General features: G+C 74.4%; 10 protein-coding genes. 1 reads left to right on the forward strand and 9 read right to left on the reverse strand.

The window, feature by feature from the left end; all coding sequences use genetic code 11:
* Positions 1-168 precede the first annotated feature (168 nt).
* The 3 genes from ABZ822_RS09860 to ABZ822_RS09870 form a co-directional block, all read right to left on the reverse strand.
* Positions 169-1,581: a hypothetical protein gene (locus tag ABZ822_RS09860; RefSeq protein ID WP_360850461.1), complete on the reverse strand. Its 1,413-nt coding sequence runs from the start codon at positions 1,579-1,581 to the stop codon at positions 169-171.
* Positions 1,582-1,656: 75 nt separating this feature from the next.
* Complete coding sequence (locus tag ABZ822_RS09865) at positions 1,657-2,700, reverse strand: glutamate ABC transporter substrate-binding protein (protein ID WP_360849685.1); 1,044 nt, start codon at positions 2,698-2,700, stop codon at positions 1,657-1,659.
* An 8-nt stretch (positions 2,701-2,708) separates the two neighbouring features.
* Positions 2,709-4,142 (reverse strand): hypothetical protein, encoded by a 1,434-nt coding sequence (locus ABZ822_RS09870; RefSeq protein WP_360849688.1) that lies wholly within the window; start codon positions 4,140-4,142, stop codon positions 2,709-2,711.
* 395 nt (positions 4,143-4,537) lie between these two features.
* Here ABZ822_RS09870 and ABZ822_RS09875 point away from each other — a divergent pair, with 395 nt between their 5' ends.
* The gene (locus tag ABZ822_RS09875) at positions 4,538-7,246 is read left to right on the forward strand and encodes a hypothetical protein (RefSeq protein ID WP_360849691.1); all 2,709 of its coding nucleotides are present in this window, start codon (positions 4,538-4,540) and stop codon (positions 7,244-7,246) included.
* On the opposite strand, the gene ABZ822_RS09880 is transcribed toward ABZ822_RS09875, so the two are convergent.
* The 6 genes from ABZ822_RS09880 to ABZ822_RS09905 form a co-directional block, all read right to left on the reverse strand.
* The gene (locus tag ABZ822_RS09880; protein WP_360849694.1) at positions 7,231-8,232 is read right to left on the reverse strand and encodes a BadF/BadG/BcrA/BcrD ATPase family protein; all 1,002 of its coding nucleotides are present in this window, start codon (positions 8,230-8,232) and stop codon (positions 7,231-7,233) included. The genes ABZ822_RS09875 and ABZ822_RS09880 overlap by 16 nt on opposite strands.
* On the reverse strand, positions 8,223-9,488 hold the full coding sequence (locus ABZ822_RS09885; protein WP_360849697.1) for a 6-phospho-beta-glucosidase: 1,266 nt from the start codon (positions 9,486-9,488) through the stop codon (positions 8,223-8,225). The genes ABZ822_RS09880 and ABZ822_RS09885 overlap by 10 nt, the downstream gene beginning before the upstream one ends.
* A gap of 101 nt (positions 9,489-9,589) precedes the next feature.
* Positions 9,590-10,822, reverse strand: a complete 1,233-nt coding sequence (locus tag ABZ822_RS09890; protein ID WP_360849700.1) for an ROK family transcriptional regulator — start codon at positions 10,820-10,822, stop codon at positions 9,590-9,592.
* 244 nt (positions 10,823-11,066) lie between these two features.
* Positions 11,067-11,300: a hypothetical protein gene (locus ABZ822_RS09895; RefSeq protein ID WP_360849703.1), complete on the reverse strand. Its 234-nt coding sequence runs from the start codon at positions 11,298-11,300 to the stop codon at positions 11,067-11,069.
* 103 nt (positions 11,301-11,403) lie between these two features.
* Positions 11,404-13,860, reverse strand: a complete 2,457-nt coding sequence (malQ, locus tag ABZ822_RS09900; RefSeq protein WP_360849706.1) for a 4-alpha-glucanotransferase — start codon at positions 13,858-13,860, stop codon at positions 11,404-11,406.
* Entirely contained in the window at positions 13,861-14,148 is a 288-nt protein-coding gene (locus ABZ822_RS09905) for a hypothetical protein (RefSeq protein ID WP_360849709.1), read from the reverse strand. It abuts the gene before it with no gap.
* Between the last annotated feature and the right edge of the window lie 23 nt (positions 14,149-14,171).

A 14,171-nucleotide genomic window follows, 5' to 3' on the forward strand; every position in this document is an offset into this window, starting at 1 on the left:
CCCCCGGTGTACCGCCCGCGCCCGCGACACCCGTCGGCGCCGACCCGACCATCCCGTCCGCGGAGACCACCGGCGCCAGACCGCAGGTGTCGCAGTACACCTGCCCGCCGCCGACGTCCTCGTACGTCCCCGGGCACTCCCGCCGCTGGCACGCCTCCGTGCTGGTGCTCATGGGCCCCCTTCACCGCCCCCGCCGGGTGAGGCCCAGCCCGTGTCTCCCGGCCCGGCGGCGCCCGCCCTGTCCGCGGGCTCCGCCTGCCGCGGCACCAGCACCTCGGCGGCCGCGGCCTGGTAGCGCAGCACCGCCGCCTCCGCGGCGCGAAGATCGCACGGCGCGCTCCACAGCATCCGGCGCGCCGCGTCGTACCGCTCCGTGAGCAGCGGGTCCTCGGCGAAGCCGTGCCGGGCGATCTTCGCCTTGTACGCGTCGAGCCTGCCGCGGAGTTCGGCCCGTACGGCCAGGGGCGCGGTCACCGCGGTCAGCGACTCACGGGCTCGTATCAGTTCCTCCTCGGACCGCTCCTCCAGGCGCTCCAGCAGCGGGGAGAGCCGGTGCCACTGGGACCGCCTGCGGTAGTCGGCTGCCGCGGCCAGCTGTTCGTGCAGCGCGGTGGGCGGGCCGCTGACCGCGGGCACCTCCGACGCGGCGATCTTCGCCAGCACCTCACCGCGCGCCTGCCGCGCCTCGGTGAGCGTGCGGTCGGCCCGGGAGAGCAGGTCCCGCACCGCGATCAGCCGCCGCTCCGCGTCCTGCCGCACGGCGAGGACCGCCTCGATCTCCCGCCGTACGTCCTCCAGCGCGCGGGCCTCGCGGTCGTATCGGGAGGTGTCCGGGCGGCCGCCGCCGGGTGCGGAACTGGCCGATGCCGACGGGTTCCAGAAGGCGAGCGGGTCGGAGACCACCTGGGCGCGCAGCGCGGTGAGTTCGGCCGTGATGCGCTCCAGGTCGTCGCCCGCCGGGTGCTCGCCGGGGCGGACACCGACGGAGTGCGCGAGCGAACGGGTGCGCTGCAGCTCGGCGGAGAGCAGGTCTATCCGGGCGGGCAGCGCGGACCAGACGGCGTCGGCGGCCACGACCACGTCCAGCGCCTGCGCGTACCAGGAGTTCATCCGGTCCACGAGCTGCTCCATGCTCAACTGCTCGCTGAGCCGGGCCGGTCCGGTGAGGCCGGGGGAGGGGGCGTACGCGTCGGGGCCGACGGCCGCGGCGGTGCTGCCGGGGATCGTGACGCGGGGGCCGCGCAGCAGATCGGTCAGTTCGACCAGATCGTCCCGGGACAGCCAGCGCCGCCGGGCCCGCACCGCGCGGGCCTCGCCCAGGGCTTCCGTGTAGAGGTCGAAGTGGGTCCACAGAAGGGAGACGACCTGTTCGGTCGAGGCCCACCGGCGCCGGGTCGTGCCGGTGAGCTCCGCCCCTTCCAGGAGTCTGCGACCCGCGTGGTCCTGGAGCGCGAGCAGGGACGTCTCGATCGCCTCGTGTTCGGCGCCGAGCCTGGACAGCGCACGGTCGGCCTCCTCACGGTCCATGACAGGACCGTGGGGCTCGTCCGCGGAGCTGGGAAAGGGTCCCGGGACCCCCATCGATCACCTCTCCTGTTCGTTACTCGGTCGTCGGCCGTCCTGGTCGTCCCCCTGCCGGCCGGTTCCCCTCCCGGCTCACCCCTTCCGGTACTTGGGCTCGGGCGGGCCCTTGATGCCCTTGAGGTCGGAGGCGAGCCAGCGCTTGTACGCCTTCATCCATGCCCCGCTCTCGCGATAGTCCTCCAGGACCTTGTTCACCCGGCGTACCAGATCCTCATCCTCCAGGTTCATGGCCACGCCGTAGGGCTCTTCCGTGAACGGCTCACCCACCAGTGTCACCGACGGGTCCTGCGCCGCCTGGCCCGCCGCCAGGGCGTTGTCGGTGACGACCGCGTCGGCCTCGCCGAGCTGCAGCCGCACCAGGCAGTCGAGTTGGTTGGGCACGGTGGTGACCCGCGCGCCGTGCGACTCCTTGCGCAGCTCGGCCTCCCCGGTCGAACCGGTCGCCGTGCAGACCCGCTTGCCGCGAAGGGTGTCGTCGAAGGCGGTGACCGACGAGCCCTTGGGGACGAGCACCTGCTGGCCCGCCTGGAAGTAGGCGGTGGAGAACGCGACGTGGCGGATGCGGTCGCAGTTGATGGTCATGGTGCGCGCGATGATGTCGACGGTGCGCTGCTCCAGCGCGGGGATGCGCTGGTTGGTGGGGATGGCGCGGTAGACGACCTTGGCGTCCTTGCCGAGGATGTCCTCGGCGATGGCGCTGACGAGGTCGATGTCGAAGCCCTCGAGCCGGCCGGTCGCGGGGTTGCGGTAGCCCCAGCGGTAACTGTTCTGGTCGACACCGGCGATGAGATAGCCGCGCTTCTTGATGGCGTCCACGGCCGGGCCGCTCTTGCCCGATGGGCGCAGTCCGGCCTCCGGGTCCGTGCAGGTCTCGTCGGCCGAGGGCCGGGCGCGGGAGGCTCCGGAGGCGTGCTCGGGCACGGCGGAGGGCACGTCCCCGCCCGGGTCCGCCTCGTGCTGGGCCAGGGGCAGCAGGGTCGCTGCCACGCCGCACGCCACCGCCATCGCGGCCACGCCGCCCCAGCCGCGCAGCCGTCCCGGAGCCCTGCGGCGTTCCGGAGCCGTGCGGCGTTCCGGAGCCGCGACGGGGCGCTTCGCCGGTTCCTCGCGCACCATGCCTCCCCTCACCGGTACTCCGACAGTCTGCGCCCTATGCCGAGCACCGCGCCCGCCCCGCCCAGAAGGGCGAGGGCGACGGCGCCCGGCGGCAGTCCCGTCAGGGCGCTCCGGCCGTCGCCCGCCGCGTGCGCGAACTCCCGCTGTTCGTGCGCCATGGCCTGCTGCAGACTCGCGTCGATCCGGTCGAAGTGACGGCCGGTCGTGTCGCCGGCGCCGATGACCTTCCGCAGCGCATTCTCGTACTCGCCGTTGTCGTCGGTCTCCCGGGCCTCGCGGTGGAGGGACCGCCAGTCCCGTACGGCGTCGGCACACGCGGCGACGGGGGCCGATCCCTCGCGGTCGTCTGCGAGGGACGCCGCGGTGCCGAGGAGGACCGGCCGTCCCGTCCCGGCCTTGCCGCCCTTGCCGTCACCTTCACCGTCCCCGCCGGGGCCGCCGCCGTCGCCCGTGCCGGCCAGCCGGTTCATGGCCGAGCGGTACCCCGCCTCGTAGAAGTCCTGCCCATCCCCGTTGAGCACCGCGCCGCGCGCCACCAGCGTCAGGCTCTCGTCGCCGCGTGCCTGGAGGGAGGTGATGCGCGCCTCGTTGAGGACACGCAGCGACCTCGCCCCGTCCTCGTACGAGGTGGTCAGGCCCGACCAGGCCAGGGTGTGCGCGGTCGCGAGCCAGAGCAGTACGACCGCGGAGGCGGCGCCGGCGGCGACCAGACCGGGGTTGAACACCCGGTTGGTCCGGCGGTAGTCGCGGCGCTGGGCCCATACCAGCGCCGTCAGCGCGACCACGCCGCTGCCGAGCGCGAGCCAGGGACCCGCCTCGGCGTCGTCGTAGTCGGAGCCCAGCCGGTCCGTCTCTGCGTCGTACAGCGCGCGGGCGGCGGGCAGCAGCTCGCTGCGCATCCGCTCGTTGGCGTGGCGCAGATACGCGCCGCCCAGCGGCAGCCCCTGCAGGCCGTTGGCCCGCGCCTGCTCGATCAGGCCGGTGTAGACGGGCAGTTGCGCGTTGAGGGTGCGGACGTGACGGCCGGCGGGATCGGAGGGGTCGCTCGCCGCCGCGGCCTGCACCAGCAGGGCGGACGCGGTCCCGATGTCCCGTTCGTAGCGCTCGCGCACCTCGCGCGGCCATTGGCCGCCGGTCAGGAAGCCCTCGGCCGCCGTGGTGTCGGCGTCGGCGAGCGACCGGTAGATGCTGGCGGCGTCGGCGCTGAGCGGCTGGCTGCGGCGCGCCACGCTCTCCGCGGCGTCCGCCCGCTCGGAGACCTGCCAGGCCGTCGTCGCACCGAAGAGGACGACCAGCGCGGCCAGGACCGCGCCGATGATCCGCAGCTTGCCGGGCTCGGTGGTCGCCGCGGCCCGCAGCCGGTCGACGCCCTCGGACCACGCGGTCCTGCGCGCGGGGGGCGGCGGCTGCGGAGGGGCGACGCCGGCCGGCGTCTGTGTCACGGGACCCCCCTCGGTCGATGCGTCGGTCCGTCGCCCGGTGGCCGGGGCGGAACGGTATACGGCCAGAAGTATGGCCCCGGGAGGCCGGCATCCACACCGGGATTGACTCGATCTTGTACGGATTGCCACAGGGAGCACAACCGGTGGCGACGCGGGAAGCGGCGCGCCTGCGCCGGCTCCGCTCGCCCCCCGATGGCGATGACGCGTTCGGTAGCTGTTCGGTTCCACCGTGTATCGGGTCGCGCTGTGACGGAAGTTGGACGGAACGTGGCCGAACCTCCACTCCATTCATGCGACTTGCCCTGCTTCGTGTGACGTACGTCTCTATAGTGCTCCCCGGATCGAGGGTCACGGGGACCGTGCGGCGGGAGCCGTACGGGGACGGGGGTCGTATCGTGGAAGAGCAACTGGACGCCGTACTCGCACAATTGGCGGTCCGCGACAGGCTGCGCCGGCGGAGGGTCCGGCTGGGGCGCAGGTCCGGCGGAGGGCTGATCCTCCAGATCGAGACCGGGGAGCACGCCGGCCTCGCCTGGACCGAGCGGTACCACGACACCTACCGGGGCGTCCTGCCGGTCAACAGCCCCGGCACGCTGCCGCCGATGGAGTCGCGAGAGCGGCAGATCGCCACCGAACTCCTGGCCATCGCCCAGGGCTGCGGCTACGACGGCCGCCCCGCCTACCGCTTACCCATCGTCTTCACCCGCTTCGCGGCGGCCTTCGCGGCCTTCTACGCGTGGGAGCCGGAGGACGGGGGCATGCCGGCCGAGCACGTCGACGGGCTGGCCCTCATGGTCAAACAGGCCATCGCGCGCGAGCGCCGCCACATCCTGCTGGAGCTGCGCCGACGCTTCAAGGGACTGGGCCCCGACCACGCCCCGCAGAACGTCAACTGGATCCTCGCCCTGGGCGGCTGGGCCGTCGACGCCCTCCGGTTCCCGCACCGCCGGACGGTCCACTGGTACCGGAAGAAGCGCTTCCCGAAGCTGGACGGCCACCCGTCCCGCGAGGTCTTCCGGGAGCTGCTCACCTGGCGCGAGAAGTCCGAGCAGGAGAAGACACTGCTGCTCGTCGAGGCGCTGCTCGCGGACATCGACGCGCACTTCGGCGTCTTCCGCCGCCTCAACCGTGCGCGCAGGCCGGTGATCCTGCTGCCGGGCGTGGACACCGCTCCCGCCCGCAGAGCGATCCGGGACGCCCTGCTGACGGCCTACGACGAGGAGTCCCGCAATCTGCGGACTTACCCCGTCGTCGTCACCACCGCGCAGCCTGGCGGTGCCACGCCCGATCGCGGAGCCGACGAGCCCGTACCCGTGGCCGATCTCGAGCGCCGGATCCCCCAGCTGTTCACCCGCCGGGCCCGGGCCGCGGAACAGCGCAGACAGGGCAAGGAGGTTCCGCTGCCGGGGCGTCTGCTGCGGGTGGCGCCGGCCGCGCGGGACACGGCCCCGCCCGCCCCGCCGGCCGTCGGCGAGCCCCCGGAGCGCAGGCCGCGCTTCACCCGCCTGGGGCCGGTGACCTTCGGCGCCCTCTCGACGGTCGCCGTCCTGGCCGTGGCCTACGGGGTGTACGGGCTGTTCGGTCCCGAGGGCCCCGCGAGCTGCGGCGAAGGGCTGGAGGTCCACGGCCGCGACTGCGTCGGGGTCTCGGACGGCACCGGGGTGTTCATGCCCGAGGTCGAGGGGATGGACGAGGTCTTCGGCCGCATCGAGGCCGAGAACCAGCGGGTCGCGGACAAGAAGCACGCCACGGTCGCCCTGATGATCCCCATGGAGTCGGACAACTCCGCCGTGCAGGAGCAGATCCTCAGCGAGGTGCAGGGCGCGTATCTCGCCCAGTACCAGGCCAACAAGGCCGACGCCGCGAAGCCCCCGATCCGTCTGGTCCTCGCCAACCCCGGGCGGGACTACCGGTCCTGGAGGCACACGGTCGACACGCTCGTACGGAACGAGCCCGGGCTGCGGGTGATCGCCGGGTTCAACCTCAGCCTGGAGAACACGCGCGACGCCATGACCCATGTGACGAAGGACCTGGGGATCCCGGTCGTCGCCAGCCTCGTCACCTCGGGCGATTTCGCCAACCCCGAGGGCCGCGACCGCGACAAGGACCCGTATCCGGGCCTCGCCCGGGTCGTCTCCACGAGCGAGGACCAGGCGCGTGCGCTGCTCGGCTTCGATCCGGGGCTGGCGGGCGAGCAGACCGCGCTCGTCGCCGACACCCGGCCGAAGGACAACTACAACCGGTCGCTCTGGACGGCGTTCACCCGCGCCCGCGGCGACCGCACGGACGGCGCGCACGGCGTGCAGGACATGACGTTCCGGTCCGAGGGCACCGAGACGGAAGGGGTCACCCCGAACGAATTCGAGGACTTCGCGCGCAACATCTGCCAGTCCCGTGCCCGGGTCGTCTACTTCGCCGGGCGCGCCTTCCACCTGGAGCTGTTCGTCAAGAAGCTCGCGGGCACCTACTGCGCCGGCAAGAAGTCCTACACCGTGATCACCGGGTCGGACGCGACGAGCCTCGGCCAGCGCCTGAACGCGGAGGAGCGCGACCTGCTGCGCGGCGACGCGGGCACGGGCAAACCCTCGGTGTCCGTGCGGTACTCGGCCCCCGCTCACCCCGACGCCTGGGACGCCGAGGTGCGGAAGTGGGAGAAGAAGGCCGCGAAGGAGGGGAGGAAGCACGGCCGGCAGGACCGCCCGCGCCACCTCGCCGAGCCCCAGGACGCGATGAACGAACTCAAGGACGCCATCCGGGCCGTCGGGGACATGGGGCCCGTACGGCTCGACGACGGCAGGACGATCGCCACCCACGACGTCGTCCTGACCGCCACCCGGGCGCTGGCGAAGGCGGCGTCGATCAGCAAGGCCGAAGTCCCCTCCACCGAGCGGATCAAGCAGGACTTCGCCCACCTCAACCTGGCCTCCCGGGTGCAGGGGGCCAGCGGCTGGATCTGCCTCACCAACGCGGGTAACCCCTACGACAAGGCGTCCTCCGTCGTCCGCCTGGACCCGGCGTCGGACCAGCTCACGTTCGAGGGGGTGGCCTGGCCGGAGGGGAAGGAGCCGCCGCGCAACTGCGCCGTGCCTCAGGCGGCGCCGTAGGACGAGCGCAGCTGTGCCGCGGCTTCCGGCGGCGCGCCCGTGGCGTCGAGGCCCAGCAGGGCGGCGCCCAGGACCGGTGGCGCGGTGACGACGCGGAGCACCGCCTTCGGGGCGTGCGCGGCGAGGAGTCCGGTGATGCGGTCGTGCAGCAGGGGGTGGCGCGCGGCCAGCACGCTGCCGCCCAGCAGGACGGGCGCCGCGGCCGTCAGCAGCCCCAGGCGGTCGAGGGCGACCGTGGCCATGGCCACGACCTCGTCCGCCTGCCGGTGCACGATGCGCCGGGCGACCGCGTCGCCGTCGGCCGCCGTGGCGAAGAGCACCGGAGTCAGCTCGTGCTTGCGCCCCGCCGGAAGCCTCCGCAGATGCAGCGCCTCGATCAGCGCGGCCATGGTGTCCAGCCCGAAGTGCGCGGGCAGTGCGGTGGAGAGCGCGGTGGACTCGCCCCGGCCGTCCTCGGCACGCGCCGCCCACCACAGCGCCTCCTCCGCCAGATGGGCACCGCCTCCCCAGTCGCCGGAGAGGCGCCCGACCGCGGGGAAGCGGGCGGTACGGCCGTCGGGCAGCATGCCGACGCAGTTGATGCCCGCGCCGCAGACGACGGCCACACCACGCGGGGCGTCCGTGCCCGCCCGCAGGACCGCGAAGGTGTCGTTGCGCACGCAGGTGGTGGTGGCCCAGCCGCGCGCGTGCAGCGCCTGCCCCAACTCCCGCTCCTCGGCCGGGAGATCGGCGTTGGCCAGGCAGGCGGAGAGGTGCGCGGCGAGCGGCCCTGCGCGTTCCCTGCGCCGTCCCGCCGCGAGGGCCGCTTCCCCAACGGTCGCCGCCAGCGCGTCGACGGCCGGGCCGACGCCCGCGGACGGCGGGCGGAATCCGCCCCCGCGCGCGGTGCCCAGGACGCGGCCGTCGGCGCCGACGAGTGCCACGTCCGTCTTGGTGTTCCCGGCGTCGATCGCGAGCACGGCCGCGGCCGGACCCCTCACGCCCACGCCAGATGCTCCCGGTTGTGCGCCAGCAGGCGGTCGGTGAGGGCGTCCGCGAGTGCGTACTGGCCGATCAGCGGGTGGGCGAGGAGCGCGGTGAACACCCGGTCGCGCCCGCCGCGCAGAGCCGCCTCCAGCGCCAGGTCCTCGTACGCCGCCACGTGCCCGATCAGGCCGGAGAAGAGCGGGCCGGGGGCGTCGGCCGGCAGCGGCTCGGCGCCGGCGGGGGTGACGCGTGCGGGGACCTCGATCACCGCGTCGTCGGGGAGGAAGGGGAAGGTGCCGTCGTTGCGGGCGTTGACCACCTGGACGCGGCCCCCGCCGCCGCCCAGCAGCGCCGCCGCAAGGTCCACCGCCGCCTCGGAGTAGAACGCGCCGCCCCGTTCCGCAAGGAGCGCGGGCTTCTCGTCGACCGACGGATCGGCGTACAGCTCCAGCAGACGGCGCTCCATCCGCGCCACCTCCGCCGCCCGGGACGGCCGGGTCCGCATGGACCGGACGACCTCGTCGTGCGCGTAGAAGTAGCGCAGGTAGTAGGAGGGGACGACACCGAGCCGGTCGAGGACGGAGCGCGGCAGGCGCAGGTCGTCTGCGATCGTGTCGCCGTGCCGGTCCAGCAGGGCGGGCAGGACGTCCTCTCCGCCGGGCCCGCCGACGCGCACGCCCCGCTCCCACGTCAGGTGGTTGAGCCCGATGTGATCGAGGTGGACGTCCTCGGGCCGTACGCCGAGCAGCTTCGCGAACTTCCGCTGGAATCCGATCGCGACGTTGCACAGCCCGACCGCCTTGTGACCGGCCTGCAGCAGCGCGCGCGTCACGATGCCCACGGGGTTGGTGAAGTCTACGATCCAGGCGTCCGGGTTCCTGCGGCGCACCCGCTCGGCGATGTCCAGGACGACGGGCACGGTGCGCAGGGCCTTCGCCAGCCCGCCCGCGCCCGTCGTCTCCTGCCCCACGCAGCCGCACTCCATCGGCCACGTCTCGTCCTGCTCGCGCGCGGCCTGCCCCCCGACGCGCAGTTGGAGGAGGACGGCGTCGGCACCGTCCACCGCGGCGTCGAGGTCGGAGGTGGTGACGATGCGGCCCGGATGGCCCTGGCGGGCGAAGATGCGCCGGGCGACCCCGCCGACCGGTCCGAGCCGGTCCTGCGCCGGGTCGAGGAGGACCAGTTCGGAGACCGGAAGGGTGTCGCGCAGTCGCGCGAACCCGTCGACCAGCTCGGGCGTGTAGGTGGATCCGCCACCCACGACAGCGAGTTTCATGGATCGCTCCAACCCTTCGGGCGGTGCGCCTCCCGCCGGCGGTCGCGGCGAGGGGGCTCGGGCGGTGTCGGGAGTGGGGGAGGCCGACGGGGGGCGGGGGATCAGCGGGAGGTGTCGAACACGTCGTCGCGCGTGGTGGCGAGGGCGCTCTCCAACGCACCGCGCAGGACCGGCCGTTCGCGGACGGTGCCCAGGACGAGACGCGGGCGGGGCACGGCCAGCTCAGCCAGCTCGGCCTGGAGCAGAGCGCGCAGCGGCTCTCCTCCCGCGGTGATCACCCCGCCGGACAGGACGACGAGCCCGGGGTCGAGGACGGCGACCATCGAGGCGAGCCCGGTCGCCAGCCCGGTGGCGAAGCGCCGCAGCAGCTCGGCGGGGGCCGTGGACCCGGAACCCTGCGACGCAGCCCGGGCGAGCAGCTCCGCAGCGACCTGCCGGTCCGGGCCCTCGGGCACGGGCAGTCCCAGCTCGTCCGCGATGATCCGTACGGCCCGGGCGCCCGCCAGTTCCTGGAAGCCGCCGCTGTTGGCCCGGGCCACCTGCCGTACGAGCGGAGTGCCCGGCACCGGGAGGAAACCGACCTCGCCCGCACCGCCCGTCCGGCCGCGGTGCAGACGGCCGCCGATGACGATCGAGGCGCCGATGCCCTCCTCGTTCCACAGCAGGACGAAGTCGTCGTGGCCGCGTGCCGCGCCGAGCCGGTGCTCGGCGACCGCGGCCAGGTTCACGTCGTTGTCGTACTCCAGCGGCATCGGCAGGGCCGCGGCGAGGTCGTCGAGGAGGCTGGGGGCGTGCCAGCCGGGGAGATGGCTCGCGTAGCGCAGCCGTCCGGTGCCGGGGTCGAAGGCGCCCGGGGTGCCGATGACGACCCGGCGCAGATCGGCGCGGGTCAGAGCCGCGGCCTTGACGGCGCCGTCGAGTGCGTCGACGACCTGGCGGACGGCGCCGCCGGCGCGGCGGCCCGGCGTCCTGAGTTCGTACGCGCCGGCGGTGCGGCCGGTGATGTCGGCGACCTCGGCGAGGATGCGGCCGGGTGTCACATCGAGCGCGGCGACGTGCGCGGTGGCCGGATTGACCGCGTAGAGCTGGGCGTTCGGCCCCGGGCGGCCCTCGCTGGTGCCCGTCGCGATCACGAGCCCGGCCGATTCGAGACGGGAGAGGAGCTGCGACGCGGTGGGCTTGGAGAGTCCGGTGAGTGTGCCGATACGGGCACGGGAGAGCGGTCCGTGCTCCAGCAGCAGATCGAGCGCGGCGCGGTCGTTCATCGCCCGCAGCACCTGAGGCGTGCCCGGCGCGGCCCCCGGTCTCGGCGTCGTCCCCGGTGTCACGGCCATGCCCGCCCTCCGCCGTCGCGCACTGTTAGGAAGGTTTCCTGTTGTCGAAGAACGCTAGGCCGAGGCGTGAGGGGGCGTCAATGGCGGGGTGCGACGGCACTGGAGCGGAACGCGGTGGACCCGGAGCGCGAGAGGGGCGCGGAACGGAACGAGGGCGCCTCCCCGGCTCGTCCTCAGAACGAGCGGGAGGCGCCCTCGACCGTGACGTGTCGGCAGGTGGCTGCGCCAGGCGGCGGCGCTGCCGTCAGCTCTGCTGCTTGTGGGACTTGTCGCCCACCATCACCAGACCCGCGATCACCACGAAGAGCAGGATCGGCAGGCCGACGAAGAGGCCCAGCGTCTGGACGACGCTCAGCCCGGGGCCCGGGTCGTCGCCGTCGTCGGGCGTCACAGCGAGCGCGGGAGACGACATCAGCAGCATCATCAGCGCGGAACCGGCGGTGACGACTCCGGCGCGCACGGCGTTCTTCTTGTCCACAGGCTCACCGTAGCGGGCGCCTCCGCACCCCGCGCGCCCGGGGTGCCCCAACGCCGTACGGGCTCAGCGTCCCTCCGCCGTACGCGGTCGCTCGCGCTCCGCCTCAGCCGCTCCTCCGCGCGGGGCGGTCGCCCGGCACAGGCGGCGGTACGCGCTCCGCCAGCTCCGCGATCAGCTCGCGCAGCCGCGGGGAGGCCGCGAGCTGCTCCAGCGTGACCGGCCGCCCGTCCGCATCGGCGACGGGGAGCCGCCAGTTGGGGTACTGGTCCCAGGTCCCCGGCAGGTTCTGCGGCCTGCGGTCCCCGACAGCGTCCGGCAGCCAGACGCCGACCATCTGCGCCGGGGTGGCCGCGAGGAACCGGTGGACCGCCTTGATCGCGCCCTCCTCGTCCCCGCTCCCCTCCGGCAGCAGACCCATCCGGTCGAGCAGCTCCAGCCAGTCCGCGACCTCGGCGGAGTCCTCGGCCTGCTCCGCCGCCAGCGGACGGGTGAGCAGCCCGAGCCGGTGCCGCAGTCCGACGTGGTCCCCGGTGAGCCGGGCCGCGGTGCTCGGCAGGTCGTGCGTGGTGGCGGTCGCCAGGCAGGCTGACCGCCATGCCGCGGGCTCCAACGGCCGTGCGCGCCGGGCCGGTTCGGGCTCGCCGCCCTTCGCTCCGTCGGCCCCGCCCCGCGGCGGCTCCGCACACCCGCCGACCGTTTCCGGAGCGGCCGCCGTCACCGAGGCGGCCACGGACTCCGCGCCGGGTGCCTCCGCCTCCCCGGACCGCCCCCGCAGGGCATCCGCTTCCTTCTCCTCCGCCGCGTAGTCGCGCTCGAACCACAGCACCGACGTGCCCAGCACGCCGCGGCCCGCCAGCGTCTCCCGTACGCCGCGCTCGACCGTCCCGAGGTCCTCCCCGATGACGACCGCGCCCGCCCGGTGGGCCTCCAGCGCCAGTACGCCGAGCATGGCCTCCGCGTCGTAGCGGACGTACGTCCCCTCGGTGGGCGCCCGGCCCTCCGGCACCCACCACAGCCGGAACAGCCCCATCACATGGTCGATGCGCAGCGCGCCGGCGTGGCGCATCAGTCCGCGCAGCAGGTCGCGCGGCGGGGCGTAGCCGGAGGCGGCCAGCGCGTCGGGGCGCCACGGCGGCAGACCCCAGTCCTGTCCCCGGGAGTTGAACGCGTCCGGGGGAGCACCCACGGACATCCCGGCGGCGAAGGCGTCCTGCTGCGCCCAGGCGTCCGAGCCGCCGGGGTGCACCCCGACCGCCAGGTCGTGGACGAGACCGATGGCCATACCCGCGTCGCGTGCCGCCCGCTGCGCGGCGGCGAGCTGTCCGTCGGTCAGCCAGGCGAGACGGCAGTGGAAGTCGACGCGGTCCGCCAGTTCGCCGCGCGCCCGTGCCGTACGGGCCGACCGCGGGTCGCGCAGGCCCTCCGGCCAGCTGTGCCAGTCGGAGCCATGGACCTCGGCGAGCGCGCACCAGGTGGCGTGGTCCTGCAGGGCAAGGCCCTGTTCCTCGAGGAAGGCGGAGTAGGCGGCGCGGCGGCCCGGGCTCAGCGGGACGGCGTGCACCAGCTCCAGCGCCTCCCGCTTGAGCCGCCACACCGCGTCCCGGTCGATGAGGGCGTCGTCGCGTAGGACGCCCTCCCGCAACTCCGCGGCCTGGGCGAGGAGTTCAGCCGCGCGCCGCAGCGCCGGGCCGTCCAGGTACCCGTACTCCGGGATCTCCTCGACACGCAGGTGCACCGGGTCGGGGAAACGGCGGGAGGAGGGGCGGTAGGGGGAGGGGTCGGTCGCATGCCGTCCGTCTCCGGGAACGGCCGCGTGCAACGGATTGAGCTGCACGAATCCGGCGCCGAGCGACCGCCCGGACCAGGCGGCGAGCTCGGCCAGGTCCCCGAGGTCGCCCATGCCCCACGAGCGGGCGGACAACAGGGAGTAGAGCTGGACCAGGAAGCCGTAACTGCGCCCCGGGGGCGCGGGCAGCCGCTCGGGGGCGACGATCAGGGTGGCGCGGGCGGACCGGCCGTCGGGGGCCAGCGCGCGCAATGTGTGGGTGCCGAACGGGAGTTGGCCTGCGGAGGAGGTGACGCCCGCGGCGGCGGACGCCGAGGCGAGCGCGGCACTGCCCGACGCCCTCAGGGCACGGTTGCCGCGGAAGAACGCGGATCCGTCCCACGGGAGGCTCTCGCCGTCCTCGGTGTCGACGTGCAGCAGCGTGCCCTCGGGGAGGGCCGGTACGGGCCGGGTGCGCTGGGAGTGGCGTGCGCGCCCGGTCCGCCCGCGGGCCGGCGGTGCGGCGATACGGGCCGTGGGCGTGCCGGGGTGCGGGGCCCCGGGGGCCGGAGCGGTCGGCCTCCGCAGGACAACCGTCTGCGGCAGCAGACGGTTCGCCTCCCAGTGGGCGTGCCCGTCGAGGGCCGCACGGACCGCGCGCGGCGTGGACGCGTCGACGCCCAGCGCGGCGAGTACGGCGACGACGGTGTCGTCGGGGACATCGATGCGATGCCCGGGTGAGGGTTCGTAGAAGGTGGCGACTCCGTGCAGGGCGGCGAGCCGCGCTCGGCCCATCTAGACCTCCAGGGTCTCCAGACCCGCACCCATGCCGGTGGCGGTCGGCTCGCTGGTCAGCGGAAGTTCGGAGGCGAGCGGCGGCTCGCTGGTGAGGGGGGCCGCGTCGGCCAGCGGCGGCTCGCTCGTGAGCGGGGGCTCGGCCCATTCACGGGAGCTGGCGCCATCGAGTCCGGAGTCCGGGTCGGACAGGCCCTCCAGGTCGAGCGGGTTCACCGGCTCGGTGGCCTGGGGGCCGACGGGTTTGGAATGGGCGGCGGACAGGAGCAGCGGTGCTGACGCGGCCACGCGGGGCCTCCGTGTGTGAGTCG

The sequence above is a fragment of the Streptomyces sp. NPDC047108 genome, from assembly GCF_040643575.1.
Classification (GTDB): domain Bacteria; phylum Actinomycetota; class Actinomycetes; order Streptomycetales; family Streptomycetaceae; genus Streptomyces.

Excerpts from the sequence above, each read along its gene's own strand:
- ABZ822_RS09890 (WP_360849700.1), bottom strand. The coding sequence starts at position 10,822 with ATGGCCGTGACACCGGGGACGACGCCGAGACCGGGGGCCGCGCCGGGC.
- ABZ822_RS09860 (WP_360850461.1), bottom strand. The coding sequence starts at position 1,581 with ATGGGGGTCCCGGGACCCTTTCCCAGCTCCGCGGACGAGCCCCACGGT.
- ABZ822_RS09885 (WP_360849697.1), bottom strand. The coding sequence starts at position 9,488 with ATGAAACTCGCTGTCGTGGGTGGCGGATCCACCTACACGCCCGAGCTG.
- ABZ822_RS09865 (WP_360849685.1), bottom strand. The coding sequence starts at position 2,700 with ATGGTGCGCGAGGAACCGGCGAAGCGCCCCGTCGCGGCTCCGGAACGC.
- malQ (WP_360849706.1), bottom strand. The coding sequence starts at position 13,860 with ATGGGCCGAGCGCGGCTCGCCGCCCTGCACGGAGTCGCCACCTTCTAC.